The sequence below is a fragment of the Anabaena sp. FACHB-1237 genome (assembly GCF_014696225.1).
Classification (GTDB): Bacteria; Cyanobacteriota; Cyanobacteriia; order Cyanobacteriales; family Nostocaceae; genus FACHB-1237.
Window position 1 is genome coordinate 60,888 of record NZ_JACJPV010000014.1, and the last position, 15,185, is coordinate 76,072.

Here is a 15,185-nt window from a genome sequence, read left to right on the forward strand (position 1 = left end):
TCTTGCTTGCATTCATTATGTAAATTAACAACATAACAACCCTACCAATGTGCCAGTTGCGTAAGTCCTGATAAAAATAGGGAAATATCAAAATAGGGGTGATAGTCATAATTATTATGAATTAAACCATACCTCCAACATCTTCACGCCATAATTGATTCAATCTATTTGCTGGCATAGTTAAATACAAAATATCTCCAGAACTGAGAATAGTTTCTAAAACATCCCAACCCTGTAAAGTTTCGTGATTTATTTCCACATATAAAGGTACAAAATCACCATACATAGCCACATCTTTCACACAATGACCACAAAAAGGATGTATAGGAGTAATCACAGTGGCAAAAGCCACCCACAAAGTATTAGCAATAATACCATTACCAATCACTTTACCACCTAAAGCAGCAGCAGCAAAAGCAGGCGCGGCTAATTCTGCTGGACTAAAAACAGCTTCAAAATCAAAAATTTGTTGTGCCATACCGGCAAAATCTGGATCTGTATAATTCACTATGACTGGAATATTTGGCCTTAATGCTTTTGCTTTCAAAGCAACTTCTAAATTAGTCGCATCATTATTACTAACTGCTAACACTGCATTAGCAGTATTAATATTACTAGATAACAGAGTAGTGCGAAAACTAGCATCAGCAATAACTACAGGAATGCCCATATTTCTTGCAGTATTTACAAATCTATTATTACTATCTGTTTCAATCACTACTACTTCATGGCCACTAATATGAAGTTGTTGCACAATCTTAATACCCAAACCACTTAAACCACAAACAATATAATGATTTCTTTGGGGTATTCTCGCTTCATCCCAAAATTGTTTAAGACGAGTTCCTAACACAAAATCTGTAAACATCGCATACCAAACACCAAATACCACTGCTCCTACTAACATCATTACCACAGTAAATAATTTAATACTATCAGGAGCAAATTCTATAACTTTATCATTTCCTCCTGCACCGGTAATCATCCCCACAGCAAAATACAAAGCATCCACAAACGAGATGTTTAATTTAGTAGTTGCATAGGTAAATGTTGCTAATAATATTATTACCAATAAAGCAATGGCCATCCCTACCACTGATTGCGCGTGTTTTTGAAATTGGCGAATATTTGTAATCACCTTCAGGAATTTTCTGACTAGGGATTTACGCGGTTGTTTAATCTGAGGTTGTGTACCGACAATTAAGCGATCGCCAACTTTTAATTCCTGCCCCAATAACACACCAGATACTAAATTCATTTTTCCCTTCATTGGTAAATAATAAATTAGCATTCTTGTAGGATCTTCCCACAAATCACTTAATTTTTTACCCTGCCAAATATGATTTTCATCAATATATTCCTCCTGAATTGGCCAAGTTTGTTGGAGTAATTGAATTTGGCCAATAGCTTTATTTCCTAATGCTGCAAATGTAAATACAGGTGCTGCTAAACCTACCACACTCATACTTAAATGATCTGGCAAGGTTTGATCTAAACGTTCACCTAAATTGGTATTATAAAAACGATTAATAATTCTAATTTCTGGGTTTAATATTCTCGCTTGCATCATAATTGATAAATTTACCGCATCATCTCCAGTAGTAATTACTAAAGTTTGTGCATCTCTAATTCCTGCTGTTTCTAAAGTGGAAACTGCGTGTAATTCACCAATAATAATTATGTCTTTTGTTTTTTCACTTCTATTTTCACTTATTTTTTCAATAGCTATAGGTTTGCGATTAATACCTACCACCTCAGCCCCATGTTGTTTTAATAAGCGAAAAATTTTATATCCAGTACGGCCTAAGCCACAGATAATAATTTTAGGTTTCATGAATCAGTAATTAGCTATCAGTAATCATTAGTCAGTAATTAGCGGTTAATCAATATCAAAATATTGATACTGCTTACGGAATTAATTATCATTGTTTAGATTCTATTAAGTTGTATTTTTCTTGTCTCTTTCTTGATACTGTTAAATTAATTATTAACTAATAAATGATAAATCAATGATAAATAATCCCTTCATTATTAGTAATTTGTAATTATCAATTATTTACCAATTACTCATTTCCATTCTCTATTCTTTCTGATTACTACAAATCTTACTGTAGCTGAACACACCATCATCTCTAAATCCAAAATATTTTAATCTAGCTATTTAATAGCTATACTTCAACTGTCTTATAATTAATTAACCCGTTTTAAATATAAACAACCAATCTTTATCTTAATAGTACAAAATTACCAAAAATTGCCTCAATTAATAAGTTATAATTATTAATATTAGTTAATACTTTTAAAATTTCTAACATCTAAAAATTTGTCTTTACATTTTTTTAACACTTAATTGAGAATTATTTCTATTTATCAACGATCTTGCAATACTTTCAGCGATTTGGTAGAATTTCTAATGAAGCTCAAAGTGGGGTTTTATTTGCATTTTTCAAATTGGTAAAATAGATCATTGTTAAACCCTTGATATACAATACTTCCAGAAAACTACATCCAAAAAAAATACAAGACTTAACGAAATTTACCGCTATTTATCGCTCTTTTTCAGCCAATTTTGTCAAAGTTCCATAACACACTTTTTAACCCCTTTTTAGGGGAATTGACAAAATAGACAATCTATAATAATGGAAATTACGATACCGGAATTCTTCAAGAATTCCGGTATCTGTTTTGGTGCGCTTAAAATGAGCGGGAAAAGTTTTTTCATCCCTTGACATTATCGAAAAAACCTGTTACACTGATTTTGATGAGGAAGAACTATCCACAACGCATAAGCTAGATTAATCGCAAAAAATAAAGACGCTCCATAGAACGTCTCTAAATTATTGAAATTTGGTTAGATGTTGAATAGACAAATTAAGCATCTTCAGAGCGTTCAATTTTTTGTCCAGGGGAAGACTCATAAAGAGCATCTAACTGTTGTCTAGCATCATCAACATTAATAGAACGCATAACCAACAAAGGTTCTTTAATCACATTACCCGCATTATCTAACAATTCAGGATGAGGTACTGATTGTCGTTTTGCGGGATAATAACCAAAACTACCTTTATTTCCTAGTCCTGACTGTACTGGGTAATTGCGTTCTCTGTCAAAACTAAACATAATCAAATTACGAATTAAATTACCCACAGCAATAAACGCAAGGATGGTGAAAGCTAAAATATAGACTAGGTGTAACATTGACTATTCCTCCAAAGTCGCAGTAGTTAAAGTTAAAATTTTTTCTCGTACGCCGGAAATTACTTAAAACAAAATGTCAAATCAATCACTTATTATGATTTTTGGTACAGGTCTTGATTCAGACAAAAGTAACATAAAAATTATGAGCCATTTATGAAAATAATATTAAGAATATTCAATTATCTTCATAATTTAGGCAATATTTTCTTAAATTTCCTTTGACTGACGTAACTGCATACTGACTTGCCAACACTGCCTAACAAGTTGATGCCAAGGTATGAAAATTGCCATATCAATTCCCACTTGGTGGCCAGTTGCTGAAAATAGCATCTTGACTGTGTTGAGTTCAGATTGTGCTTGTTTAACTTGGTTGAGTAAATTTGATTGCTCATCTTCACTCATAAATGAGATTCTCTCATTTTCCAATAAAATAAGCGATCGCTCAAACCAATATTGAAAATCGTCCAAAAGTGGTTCTAATACGGACTTGAGTAATTCAGGACTGGGTAAGTAGGAGTCTCCCATATATATCATCAGCATATTTCTAAATATCTTCCTAATATTAACGTTATTTACGATTCTTAACAATGATCTAATTTTTCAGGAATAGGAAGGATATGTGGATATCAGATTTAAAGCATAAAATCTGTATTGTGATATACGGAACATTATAATCTTTTTTGAAAAATCCACCTATATCTAAAGACAAGAAAGTTTTTATCAAAATAAAATCTTATGATTCAGATACAAGCAATATTTTATATTATTCAATACAACATTTAATTGTTTAAGTATATTGTTTTGTATCCATGACAAAACTATTGTATTGCTTGTATTGATGGAAAATATTAATGTTTATGCAGTAGGTAAAGATTTTTTGCAAAGAGAAAAAGTTGTGATTTTAGTACAGTAAATGATAGAGAGTAATATTTTTATAAGATGAATTATGAGATAATGATCAGAGAATAGCAAGGGAAGAGATGGGAAATCGATCCGATAATGAAAATTACCTATAATGTAATATTATGCTAGAAAATACTCAAAATAAATTTTCCTGGTTTGATGTAAGTGATGATGTCAAAGAATTATTAATCTTAGCAACTCAAACATGGGAAAATACCCAAGAATCAGAAAAATATATGTTAGCAGCTTTAGCTAAAACGCGAGAAAATACAGATGTTCTAGTAGCAGCTTACAGATATTTTTATTACAAAAATAATTATCATCTTGCACTGATAACAGCAGAAAAGATAATTGCTAAAATTAGAGAGTTGGAAAATCTTCCAGATAATTGGGAAGCAATTAAACCTATTTTGATGCAATATCATCAAAACCCAAATATTAGGTTATATCTTAATGCTTATACTGCTTATGGTTTAGTTTTAGCTAAGTTAGGAAATATGGAAAAAGCGCAGGAAATTAGCAACCAAATTATGAGTATCACAATTCCCGATACTAATGATAAAAATGATTTTGGTGCTGGTATTCTTTTGCAAATTTTAACCCGTACTCCTGAAGATGATAATGATTAACTATTAATAACTATGGATGGTAAAGATTATATACTACATAAAGATGGTAATTATCAATGTTGTCCATCTCCAAGAATATGGAATTTATTACATGATAATTATCGTTTTTATCGCTTTTTAACTGATGTGGAAGATGTGTTAAATGCTGTAGATGACGAGTTGATATTTTTACCAAAAATCCAAAATTTGGTAAGGAAATTAATTCTGAATTGTTATTGGATACAAACGCAGTTTGTAGAACATGATATAACAACAGAAAACTCTGTATTATTGTTATATGATGAGTTAGGTTTTCCTTTAACTGTACAAACTGTTATTTTTGCACCTGGAAGTAAGTCTAATATTCACACTCATGGAACATGGGGAATGGTGGCTGTATTAAAAGGTGAGGAAAAACATACATTTTGGCGCAAAAATTCCACATCAGAATTTGCTGATAAAATTGAATATACAGATGAAGTAATTCTGCAAAAAGGTGATATTATTAGTTTAAGATCCGATTCTATTCATAGTGTTGAAGTGGTAGGTAATACTCCCACATTAACATTTAATCTCTATGGAGAAACAGATCCGAAAAAACGATGGGAATTTGATATACAAAATCACACTTCTAGGAATTTTTAAAGTAAACTCTATGTCTTGAGTTCGGAGTGCGAAGTAAAAATTATGACTACTGACTCCCTGTAAGGGTTTAGCATTGCTCAACCCCTACTGATGACTGATTACTGATAACTTAATTATGAGGAGAAATAACAATGGCTAGAGTAATTTTCTATGAAAAACCAGGTTGTAAAAATAATACCAGACAAAAGGTTTTATTAACAGCCGCAGGTCATGAAGTGATTGCTTATAGTTTGTTAACTGAACCTTGGACTGTGGAAAGATTGCGCTCTTTTTTTGGCGATCGCCCTGTGATAGAATGGTTTAATAAAGCTGCACCTAGAGTCAAATCTGGTGAAGTCAATCCTGAAAGCATTGATGCTAATACGGCGTTAATGATGATGCTTAAAGATCCTTTACTTATTCGTCGTCCTTTATTAGAAATAGGTGATAAAAGAGAAGTGGGTTTTGATGTGGAAAAAATAGATGCCTGGATAGGGTTAAAGGCCGTTGATGAGTCTTTTGAGGAAATGAGTCAAAATCTTATGAAACAAGACCTTCAAGGCTGTGCTAATGGTCATAAACATGATCATCATCATAGTGATGGTACTTGTAAACATCAATAGAATTGGGAGTCAGGAGTCGGGTACAGAGTGCAAATTCTTTATTGTTTGTTCTTTGTTCTGACTCTTGAATCTCCTGACTCCTTCCAAATTGTGCTATAATAAATAATTTTAAGTAAAATAAAAGTGTAATTGTAAAAATAATCTATGACATTAACAAAGGGTACATTGAATACCGTAAAAACTGATCCGATAAAATCAACGGAGGAATTAGCCTTTACCATAGCAGAGGCGGCATCTGACCGCAAGGCTGGGGAAATTTTATTGTTAAAAGTAGCAGAGGTATCTTACCTTTCAGATTACTTTGTGATGATGACAGGTTATTCTAAAGTACAGGTAAGAGCGATCGCTGATGCTATCGAAACAGAAGTAGAAGAAAAATGGCACAGAAAGCCTTTGCGGACTGAAGGGAAAGTAGAAGGAACATGGGTTTTACAAGATTATGGTGATGTAATAGTACATATTATGATGCCTAAAGAAAGGGAATTTTACAACTTAGAAGCGTTTTGGGGTCACGCAGAACGCATTTTATTACCCAATAGCGATGATAGGTAAAACCCAATATGATGCGATCATCTGTTGATAATTGCCCAGTGCCCACAGAACAACAACCACTCAATGAGTATGAAGAACTCAAAAATGCCTGGTTATTTAAAGATACAACTCTCAAGCTACCCGATTATACCCAGAAAATTCTCTGGATCTGGGTTTGGTCATGGCTAGTAGCAGGACCTGTGGCAGCAGCAAGTTTTCCGCCCCAAAAACAACTATGGGAATTTATCATTTGTACATCAGCTTCGGCTACTGTTCCTCTAGTATTGATTTTAGTGAGATTGTATTTAGGCTGGCATTATATCCGCGATCGCCTATACAATGAAAGAGTATTTTATGAAGAGTCTGGATGGTATGATGGTCAAACTTGGACTAAACCACCAGAAGTATTAATGCGCGATCGACTGATCGTCAGCTATAACATTAAACCCATCCTACAACGCCTGCAATTTACCTTTGCCGTCCTTATTGTTATGTATCTTATTGGTACAATAACCTGGCATTTGTTATAAAATAAATAGTCATCAGTAGTAAAAAAATTGATTACTAACCACTGAAAACTCACAAAGTAGATATAAACCCATGACAATGGGAAAAAGAACACAAGCCCAAACACTGGAAGTCCGGTTGCTGCGGGAAGGAATTATTGAATCTCGGCATATAGTCCAAGCCGTTGTTAGCGACGAAAGAGGACGAGTGCTTTCTGTAGCAGGTAACGCCGAAACTGCTACATTTATTCGTTCTGCCTTAAAACCATTTCAAGCCCTAGCTGTCACAACAACAGGTACCCTAGAACGCTTTGATTTAACAGATAAGGATCTGGCAATTATCACCAGTTCCCATCAGGGACGCATAGAACAAGTAAGACAGGTATTTAACATTCTTTGGCGGGCTGATCTTGACCCTTCTGCTCTCCATTGTCCCATACCTCAAGGAAAAAGCAGTACCTTAGAATACAATTGTTCTGGAAAACACGCCGGAATGTTAGCAGTATGCCAACAAAGACATTGGCCTATCCACGACTATTTAGATCGGAAACATCCAGTACAACAATTAATTTTAACTAAAATTGCCGAATTACTGCGAATGCCTGCCGTAGAATTTATCAGTGCCCATGATGACTGTGGTGCACCTACCTATTTACTACAATTAGGACATATAGCGTCTTTGTATGCTATTTTAGCATCTAGTAGTAATTTGGATATGGAACGAATCGTCAGAGCCATGAACCATCATCCCCAGATGGTAGCTGGTATTGGTGCATTTGACACGGAATTAATGCAGCTAGTTCCTAATCAATTGGTTAGTAAATCTGGCGCAGAGGGAGTACAATGTATAGGACGATTAGGCGAAGGTATGGGATTAGCAATTAAAGCTATAGATGGTAGTAGTAGAGCCAAATATGCTGTAGCGATTCATTTATTGCAACAAATGGGTTGGATCAGTCCAAGCATAGCCGAAAATCTAGGCGAGAAATTTATGAACCTGGGGAAATACAAGCGTTTGGAAATAATTGGAGAATTATCATTTTTATAGTTGACAAACTCTTGACCTTGAGTTATATTAGAAGAGTAGAGGACAAGAGCGACGCGGGATAGAGCAGCCTGGTAGCTCGTCGGGCTCATAACCCGAAGGCCAGTGGTTCAAATCCACTTCCCGCCACCAAATAACAAGCTATGCTTGTGTTAATAAAACCCTTTAGTACAGCGTACTAAGGGGTTTTATTGCTTGTAGGGTCGAATGGTTGTTCGCCCAGGAGTGAGAATAAAGAATTTTCTCCTCCGTACTCCCTAACTGGTGGTAATTCATCTACAAGGGTTTTAAACAACCCACATTTAATTTTCACTCCTATGTCTAATTACAGCAGTTTCCGTTATTATGAGGTACAGATGTTAATGATAAACCCCTTGTAACACAGGCATCTTGCCGTGTTCATAGTGTACCTCATGTAGATAGAATGTGCTGTATCAATTGTCAATTATTAATTACCTACTTTTTCAGTATAACCTCCAGCATAGGTAATCACACAAATAGTTCTATAGACCTTATGAGTACCATAAGCAACACCAGAGACTTTAAACTTAGGGTTAAAGATATTCTTACGATGTCCTCTATCCGGTACACCATCATCAATGACCAATTGCATGATAATCTCTTGGGCAGTATTCGGACCATAACTAATATTTTCACCTGCGGTAACTTGCCATTTGCCATAACGATTCATGCGGACAAAAGGAGTGCTACCATCACTACCATTATGTCCAGTTGTACCTTTTGGACCTTGATCCGTAATGTGATCTCTTGCAGCTAAAGACATTCCTTTTGATGGTGTTAATGCGCCACTTGGACGCACAGATTTTAAAAAAGTGATCGCCTCATTTACTGGTTTAACACCTTCTTGAGTTAGCAGATAGGTATTACTATTAATTTTGACCCGTTTACCTTGAAATCTGTTTTTATAGTTTTCCAATATGGGAATATACGACTTAGGGTTAGTTCTAATTTTATTAGTTTCTGCAATAACTTGCGCTTCTAAACTAGACAAATAGGGAGTTTGTGATAACAGAGTAGGATTTTGAGTAGCTAGTTTTGCTTCCACCATTGAGTTTTTAGACACTACTAAGGATGGATATAGGCCAAATAGTAAAGTTATGGGTAACAATACTGACAATTTGAAATAACGCATTAACCACCTCATCTGTAAGTAAATTTCTGTATTTTAATAGACATCTGGTGAAAATTAAATATGCATTTTCTATAACCTTTGTAGAGATGTTACATGGAACGTCTCTACATTCTTTTTTGGAGATGTCTATTTTAGATCCCGGACTTTATTTTAGATCCCGGACTTCTTCAAGAAGTCCGGGATCTATAATCTATATTTGTGCTTAAAATCTTTCTACATTGGGAAAATTTTGTAAACTTGCTTTTGCAGCTTCTCCACAGGTACGAGGTGTGGGAAATATTTTGCCAGGGTTAGCTAAATTGTCAGGATTAAATACCTGTTTTACCCATTGCATTGTTTCTAAATCAGTATCACTAAACATATCAGGCATATAACATTTTTTATCTGCCCCTATACCATGTTCTCCTGATATACTACCACCAACTTTAACGCAAAGTTTAAGAATTTCTCCACCTACTTCTTCCACTTTTTCCAATTCTCCAGGAATGGCATTATCAAATAAAATTAAAGGATGTAAATTACCATCTCCTGCATGAAATACATTAGCAATTTGATAACCAAATTTATTACTTAATGCTGCAATTTCTTTCAAGACATAAGGTAATTGAGTTCTAGGAATTACACCATCTTGTACATAATAATCTGGACTGACATGGCCAGCAGCAGCAAAAGCAGCTTTTCTACCTTTCCATAATTTTAATCTAGTTTCTGGATCACTAGCTACAGTAATATTTCTCGCGCCATTTTTCAGACAAACTTCACTAACTTTTTGTTTATTAACTGTAACTTCCACATCTAAACCATCAACTTCTACTAATAAAATTGCTGCTGCATCACGGGGATAACAATTAGTAGCTACAACGTCTTCTACAGCATTAATACTAATATTATCCATCATTTCCATACCACCAGGAATAATGCCCGCACTAATAATATCAGAAACACTAGCTGCTGCGGCTTCAACACTAGTAAAATCTGCTAATAATACACAAATTGATTCGGCAGCTTTGAGGATTTTTAAAGTTATTTCTGTGGCAATTCCTAAAGTACCTTCTGAACCTACAAATACCCCAGTTAAATCATAACCTGGCATTTCGGGAATTTGTCCACCAATATCTATAATTTCCCCATCAGGAAGGACAATTTTTAAACCTAAAACATGGTTAGTTGTCACTCCATATTTTAAACAATGAACTCCCCCAGAATTTTCGGCTATATTACCTCCAATAGAACATATTATTTGACTAGAAGGATCTGGTGCAAAATAAAAACCTGCACCGCTTACTGCTTGTGTTACCCAACTATTAATTACTCCTGGTTGTACAATTGCTTGTTGATTTTCTAAGTCTATTTTTAATATTTGTCGCATTAAAGAAGTTACTATTAAAACCGAATTATCTGTAGGTAAAGCACCTCCAGATAAACCTGTTCCTGAACCTCTAGCAATGAAGGGTACTTGATATTTGTTACAGATTTTTACTATTTGTGATACTTGTTCTGTGGTGCGTGGTAAAACTGCTACAGGAGGACGTTGTTTATAGCTGGTTAAACCATCACATTCATAAGTAATTAGTTCCTCTTTACGTTGTACTACACCTTTTTCTCCGAGAACTTTAATAAATTCTTTGATGATAGGTTGCCAATTAATTGATTTTGTTGTCTCTTGATTTTGGGTAAGCATAGATTTTCTTTTTATTGTTGGTAGATTTTGAGTTTCGATGATAGCACAAAATTGATTTAATTGTTTATTATATCACAAAAGCGATTAGATGTTAAATAATTGAGATAAGAGTATAAAATAAATTATCATTTTCAAGTTAACTTTACTCATCAAATGGAAACAACCTCAAGAGATTCAATAATTTTTAAAGTTGCTTTTTGTTCATTTTCATCATCTAATTCTGACCAAGATTGAAACAATTCGTGAAATCTTTCTTGTTTTTCTTGATTTAGATTACTATTATTAAGTTGATTAATAGCATGATCCCAAGCAGTTATAGATGTTTGTTTTGCTATCATACTTTGACGCAATAAACGCACTATTCTTAACAATTCTGGTATATATTCTTCAGATGTTTGTTCAATTTCTGATAGTAAATCAAGGCATTCTTTTATTGATTTAATTTGAGAATTATTCATGATTATTTACCTTGAGTAGTTTAAATTGGGATTCAGCCCAGTGATGAAAACTCACACTAATCATTATACTATACCAAAACTATCTCTAATTTAGTTATAGAGTACGACAGACCGCATAAATCCTGAAAATAAGCGGGTTGTTGATATCTGACGCAACCTAACAATGTGCAAGTTGCGTAAGTCATACATTATTTATTAGTGAGATATTTTTTCTAGTTTTGTGTATAATAAAAATAGCAGAATCATTAACAACAATTCAGAAAAACAGATGAGTATTGTAATCACAGAAGACACATTAAAAACAATTTCTATGTCTGAAGATGAATTACTAACAGAAATAGCAATCATGTTATTTCAACAAGAAAAATTTACTTTGGGACAAGCCAGTAATTTTGCGAAAATGAATCAATTACAATTTCAAAAAATCTTAGGTAGTCGTCAAATTTCTCCTCACTACGATCTAGCAGAGTTGAGAGAAGATGTTAATAGTTTAGAGGCTAATAACTGGCTATGATTATTGTTAGTAAGCTAATGTGCAGCACTCACTGTATAATTAAAAAACCTGAAGTTACAGTAGCACAAGCATCTTGCTTGTATTAATTATTCAAGTTAAAGGCACAACAGCTTAATACTTCGCCTATTAGTAATTTCTTATGATATAACAAAAGCGATCGCTTCTCAATTACCATCAAAATAGCGATCGCACCACTTCCTACACAAAACAACAAAATCTATTATTTAATCTTCATAATCTTTGTATTTTTTTTTAACTGTTTCTCTTGAGTAGATTCAGGATCATTAAGATATTCAATTAATTCTTATAAAACAATTATTTATTTCCATTTCATCTCCAGATGTATCGAAATTAGACATTTTATGGGTAACACCATGTTTAATTTCATTATCGGCTTCGGTTTTAGCTTCAAGGGGATCAAATGATTCAAAGATTGCGTAGTGCATATATTTTAGATAAAGTTGATGAAAGATGACCAAAAATCTGGGATACAAGCCCCGTCCTTCTAGGATGGCTTTTCTTGATTTTTAATATACTCCTTTACCTTTAATATTTCTAATGGCGCACCACCTACAGAAATGGCAAAATAGCTTAGACTCCATAATGCTTCTTTACGGGGTTTTTTATAGCCGCCCATACCTACGACTAGATACGCCTTTTAAAGCATTTACTATCTGGGAAATAGATAGTTTGGGCGGATACTCAATAAGTGCATGAACGTGATTATGTTCACCATTAAACTCAAGCAGTTGAAAATTCATTTTTTCAGCAACTTCCCGAAATGATTTTTCAATCAAATCAATACTTTCTCCGGTAAATACAGACAGACGATATTTAGTAACACAGACCAAATGAACCTTTAAGTCCGTAACGCCATGTCTTTACAGCGTAAAAATCCTTGTCATTTTACCCAAACCAATATATAATATATACAATTAACTTACTAACCAAATATGGACTACATCTCGTCGGCGATGGAATTTATCGTTTAAACTGTGTTTGAGGGTCAAGAAAGTAACTAGAAAGCACATACTGCATGATAAATTAGATTTTCCCCAATCCTCAATTTTCCAATTAAAAAACTTTACACACATTACTTTAAACATTACTTCTATGAATTTTCGTGATGAGTTTAAATTATTACTTCGCGCCCGTTATCCAGTGATGTATATTCCCACTTATGAAGAAGAAAGGGTAGAAGCTGCTATTCGGGAAGAAGCAATAAATGAAGGCAATCGTCCGGTTTATACTTGGGATTTTGTGGATGGTTATCAAGGTAGCCCCAATGATGTGGGTTTTGGTAAACGTAACCCTTTACAAGCCTTAGAATTTGTGGAAAAATTAAATCCCCAAGCGTCGGCGGTGTTGATTTTACGAGATTATCATAGATTTTTGGAGGATGTGGCCATTTCTCGCAAGTTACGGAATTTGTCCAGGTTATTAAAATCACAACCTAAAAATATTGTGTTATTATCCCCCCGTGTGGCTATTCCTGATGATTTGATGGAAGTGTTGACTGTGGTAGAGTTTGCGTTACCCACTGCATCAGAGATTAAGACGGAGGTAGAAAAGCTATTGTTAGCCACTGGAAATCGCGTTTCTGGCAGGTTTGTGGATGATTTGGTGCGATCCTGTCAAGGGTTGTCTATGGAGCGCATTAGGAAGGTTTTGGCGCGGGCGATCGCTTCTCACGGACAATTAGAACCGGAGGATGTAGATTTAGTATTAGCGGAAAAACGCCAAACTATTCGCCAAACTCAGATTTTGGACTTTTACCCAGCGACAGAAGAAATTGATGATATTGGTGGCTTAGACAATTTGAAAGATTGGTTAATTCGTCGAGGTGGTTCATTTACAGATAAAGCGCGTCAATATGGATTGCCATATCCACGAGGTCTAATGTTAGTGGGGATCCAAGGTACAGGTAAATCATTAACAGCAAAAGCGATCGCTCATCATTGGCATTTACCGTTATTGCGCTTAGATGTGGGGAGATTATTTGGCGGTTTAGTGGGAGAATCAGAATCTCGTACCCGACAAATGATTCAAGTTGCGGAAGCTCTCGCACCCTGTATATTATGGATTGATGAAATTGATAAGGCTTTTTCAGGTTTAGGTAGCAAAGGAGATGGAGGGACAACTAGCAGAGTATTTGGAACTTTTATCAATTGGTTAGCAGAAAAAACTTCTCCAGTATTTGTGGTGTCCACAGCAAATGATATTCAATCTTTGCCGCCAGAAATGTTAAGAAAAGGGCGATTTGATGAAATATTTTTTGTCGGTTTACCCAGTCAAGAAGAAAGAAAAGCAATATTTAATGTACATTTATCTCGATTACGTCCCCATAATTGTAATAATTATGAAATTGATCGGTTAGCTTACGAAACTCCAGATTTTTCTGGTGCAGAAATTGAACAAACATTAATTGAAGCGATGCACATTGGATTTAGTCAAAATCGAGATTTTACGACGGATGATATTTTAGAAGCAGCAAGTCAAATTATTCCTTTAGCGAGAACTGCGGTAGAACAAATTCAACAACTACAAGAATGGGCTACTGCTGGTAGGGCGCGTTTAGCTTCTAAATATAGTCCATTAAGTAAACGTATTCAAAGACAAATTGAGTAGGTAATTGGTAATTACTTGATGATTAGTGATTAATATAAAATAGGAAAAAGAGGTTTTAAAATGTTAGCGAGTTTAGCAAAATTAATATTAGGATTTGTGTTAGCGATCGCTGTTTTATTAGGTACTGGTATAACCATTGCCTTATACTTTGTAAATCGTACAGGTGTAGCACCAGAAAAACCAATGTTTGCTAATGACTATCCCCAAAAACCCAAAAATACTAAAAATACCGTAAAATCTAAATCAAAAACAGCACCTAAACCAACGCCTACAGAAATACCTACAGAAATACCTACAGAAAGTCCTACACCTAGCCCCACACCTACAGAATTACCACCTAATGCCTATAAAGCCACTGTTACCTGGTCTAGTGGTTTAAGATTACGATCTAAACCAGAACAAGAAGCAGAAAGTGTGGGAGGAGTAGCTTATAATAAAGAGATAATTGTATTAGAAGAAAGTTCCGATGGTAAATGGAAAAAAATCCGTGTTGGTGATTCTAATCAAGAAGGTTGGGTAAAATCAGCTAATCTTAAAAAATCGGATGAATAATTTGGTGATTATTGGTAAATTTCCTATATTTTAGGAGTCAGTAAAAATGCTACAAACAATACAAAAAACTCTGACATTAGAGGAATTTTTACAACTACCAGAAACAAAACCTGCTAGTGAATATATTGATGGTCAGTGATTTAAAATTGACATTTGGAGAG

General features: G+C 34.4%; 17 protein-coding genes, 1 tRNA gene and 2 pseudogenes. 11 read left to right on the forward strand and 9 right to left on the reverse strand.

Annotated features, from left to right (window positions below; all coding sequences use genetic code 11):
• Positions 1–121: 121 nt before the first annotated feature.
• The 3 genes from H6F32_RS09575 to H6F32_RS09585 form a co-directional block, all read right to left on the reverse strand.
• Positions 122–1,834 (reverse strand): TrkA family potassium uptake protein, encoded by a 1,713-nt coding sequence (locus H6F32_RS09575; RefSeq protein ID WP_190369102.1) that lies wholly within the window; start codon positions 1,832–1,834, stop codon positions 122–124.
• 1,037 nt (positions 1,835–2,871) lie between these two features.
• Positions 2,872–3,198 carry a DUF2973 domain-containing protein gene (locus H6F32_RS09580; RefSeq protein ID WP_190369103.1) on the reverse strand — a complete coding sequence of 109 codons (327 nt, stop codon included), beginning with the start codon at positions 3,196–3,198 and terminating at the stop codon, positions 2,872–2,874.
• A 207-nt stretch (positions 3,199–3,405) separates the two neighbouring features.
• Positions 3,406–3,723, reverse strand: a complete 318-nt coding sequence (locus H6F32_RS09585) for a DUF2605 domain-containing protein (RefSeq protein ID WP_190369138.1) — start codon at positions 3,721–3,723, stop codon at positions 3,406–3,408.
• Between the two features lie 500 nt (positions 3,724–4,223).
• On the opposite strand from H6F32_RS09585, the gene H6F32_RS09590 reads away from it, so the two are divergent.
• The 7 genes from H6F32_RS09590 (at position 4,224) to H6F32_RS09620 (ending at position 8,170) form a co-directional block, all read left to right on the forward strand.
• On the forward strand, positions 4,224–4,730 hold the full coding sequence (locus H6F32_RS09590; protein WP_190369104.1) for a hypothetical protein: 507 nt from the start codon (positions 4,224–4,226) through the stop codon (positions 4,728–4,730).
• 12 nt (positions 4,731–4,742) lie between these two features.
• Entirely contained in the window at positions 4,743–5,354 is a 612-nt protein-coding gene (locus tag H6F32_RS09595; RefSeq protein ID WP_190369105.1) for a cupin, read from the forward strand.
• Positions 5,355–5,485: 131 nt separating this feature from the next.
• Entirely contained in the window at positions 5,486–5,956 is a 471-nt protein-coding gene (locus H6F32_RS09600; protein ID WP_190369106.1) for an ArsC/Spx/MgsR family protein, read from the forward strand.
• A 144-nt stretch (positions 5,957–6,100) separates the two neighbouring features.
• Entirely contained in the window at positions 6,101–6,508 is a 408-nt protein-coding gene (gene rsfS, locus H6F32_RS09605) for a ribosome silencing factor (RefSeq protein WP_190369107.1), read from the forward strand.
• A gap of 8 nt (positions 6,509–6,516) precedes the next feature.
• Positions 6,517–7,017, forward strand: coding sequence for a CGLD27 family protein (locus H6F32_RS09610; protein ID WP_190369108.1), 501 nt, complete (start codon positions 6,517–6,519; stop codon positions 7,015–7,017).
• 70 nt (positions 7,018–7,087) lie between these two features.
• Positions 7,088–8,041, forward strand: coding sequence for an asparaginase (locus H6F32_RS09615; protein ID WP_190369109.1), 954 nt, complete (start codon positions 7,088–7,090; stop codon positions 8,039–8,041).
• Between the two features lie 52 nt (positions 8,042–8,093).
• Positions 8,094–8,170: transfer RNA gene (locus H6F32_RS09620), tRNA-Met, on the forward strand.
• 316 nt (positions 8,171–8,486) lie between these two features.
• Here the strand turns inward: H6F32_RS09620 and H6F32_RS09625 are convergent.
• From H6F32_RS09625 to H6F32_RS09635, 3 genes are all read right to left on the reverse strand, one after another.
• On the reverse strand, positions 8,487–9,191 hold the full coding sequence (locus tag H6F32_RS09625; protein WP_190369110.1) for a CAP domain-containing protein: 705 nt from the start codon (positions 9,189–9,191) through the stop codon (positions 8,487–8,489).
• A 202-nt stretch (positions 9,192–9,393) separates the two neighbouring features.
• The gene (glcD, locus tag H6F32_RS09630) at positions 9,394–10,872 is read right to left on the reverse strand and encodes a glycolate oxidase subunit GlcD (protein WP_190369111.1); all 1,479 of its coding nucleotides are present in this window, start codon (positions 10,870–10,872) and stop codon (positions 9,394–9,396) included.
• Positions 10,873–11,021: 149 nt separating this feature from the next.
• A complete protein-coding gene (locus tag H6F32_RS09635) occupies positions 11,022–11,330 on the reverse strand; it encodes a hypothetical protein (protein ID WP_190369112.1) in 309 nt (102 codons plus the stop codon).
• Between the two features lie 268 nt (positions 11,331–11,598).
• Here H6F32_RS09635 and H6F32_RS09640 point away from each other — a divergent pair, with 268 nt between their 5' ends.
• Positions 11,599–11,844, forward strand: a complete 246-nt coding sequence (locus H6F32_RS09640) for a UPF0175 family protein (protein WP_190369113.1) — start codon at positions 11,599–11,601, stop codon at positions 11,842–11,844.
• 82 nt (positions 11,845–11,926) lie between these two features.
• On the opposite strand, the gene H6F32_RS20910 is transcribed toward H6F32_RS09640, so the two are convergent.
• The 3 genes and pseudogenes from H6F32_RS20910 to tnpA all read right to left on the reverse strand — a co-directional run bounded on the left by H6F32_RS20910 (position 11,927) and on the right by tnpA (position 12,695).
• Positions 11,927–12,058, reverse strand: coding sequence for a hypothetical protein (locus H6F32_RS20910; RefSeq protein WP_277875061.1), 132 nt, complete (start codon positions 12,056–12,058; stop codon positions 11,927–11,929).
• A gap of 79 nt (positions 12,059–12,137) precedes the next feature.
• Complete coding sequence (locus tag H6F32_RS09645) at positions 12,138–12,290, reverse strand: hypothetical protein (RefSeq protein ID WP_190369114.1); 153 nt, start codon at positions 12,288–12,290, stop codon at positions 12,138–12,140.
• Between the two features lie 59 nt (positions 12,291–12,349).
• Positions 12,350–12,695: pseudogene (gene tnpA / locus H6F32_RS09650) on the reverse strand (IS200/IS605 family transposase).
• 262 nt (positions 12,696–12,957) lie between these two features.
• Here tnpA and H6F32_RS09655 point away from each other — a divergent pair.
• The 3 genes and pseudogenes from H6F32_RS09655 to H6F32_RS09665 form a co-directional block, all read left to right on the forward strand.
• A complete protein-coding gene (locus tag H6F32_RS09655) occupies positions 12,958–14,472 on the forward strand; it encodes an AAA family ATPase (protein ID WP_190369115.1) in 1,515 nt (504 codons plus the stop codon).
• A gap of 60 nt (positions 14,473–14,532) precedes the next feature.
• Complete coding sequence (locus H6F32_RS09660) at positions 14,533–15,024, forward strand: SH3 domain-containing protein (RefSeq protein WP_190369116.1); 492 nt, start codon at positions 14,533–14,535, stop codon at positions 15,022–15,024.
• Between the two features lie 46 nt (positions 15,025–15,070).
• A pseudogene (locus H6F32_RS09665) lies at positions 15,071–15,160 on the forward strand (Uma2 family endonuclease); the annotation flags it as partial.
• Between the last annotated feature and the right edge of the window lie 25 nt (positions 15,161–15,185).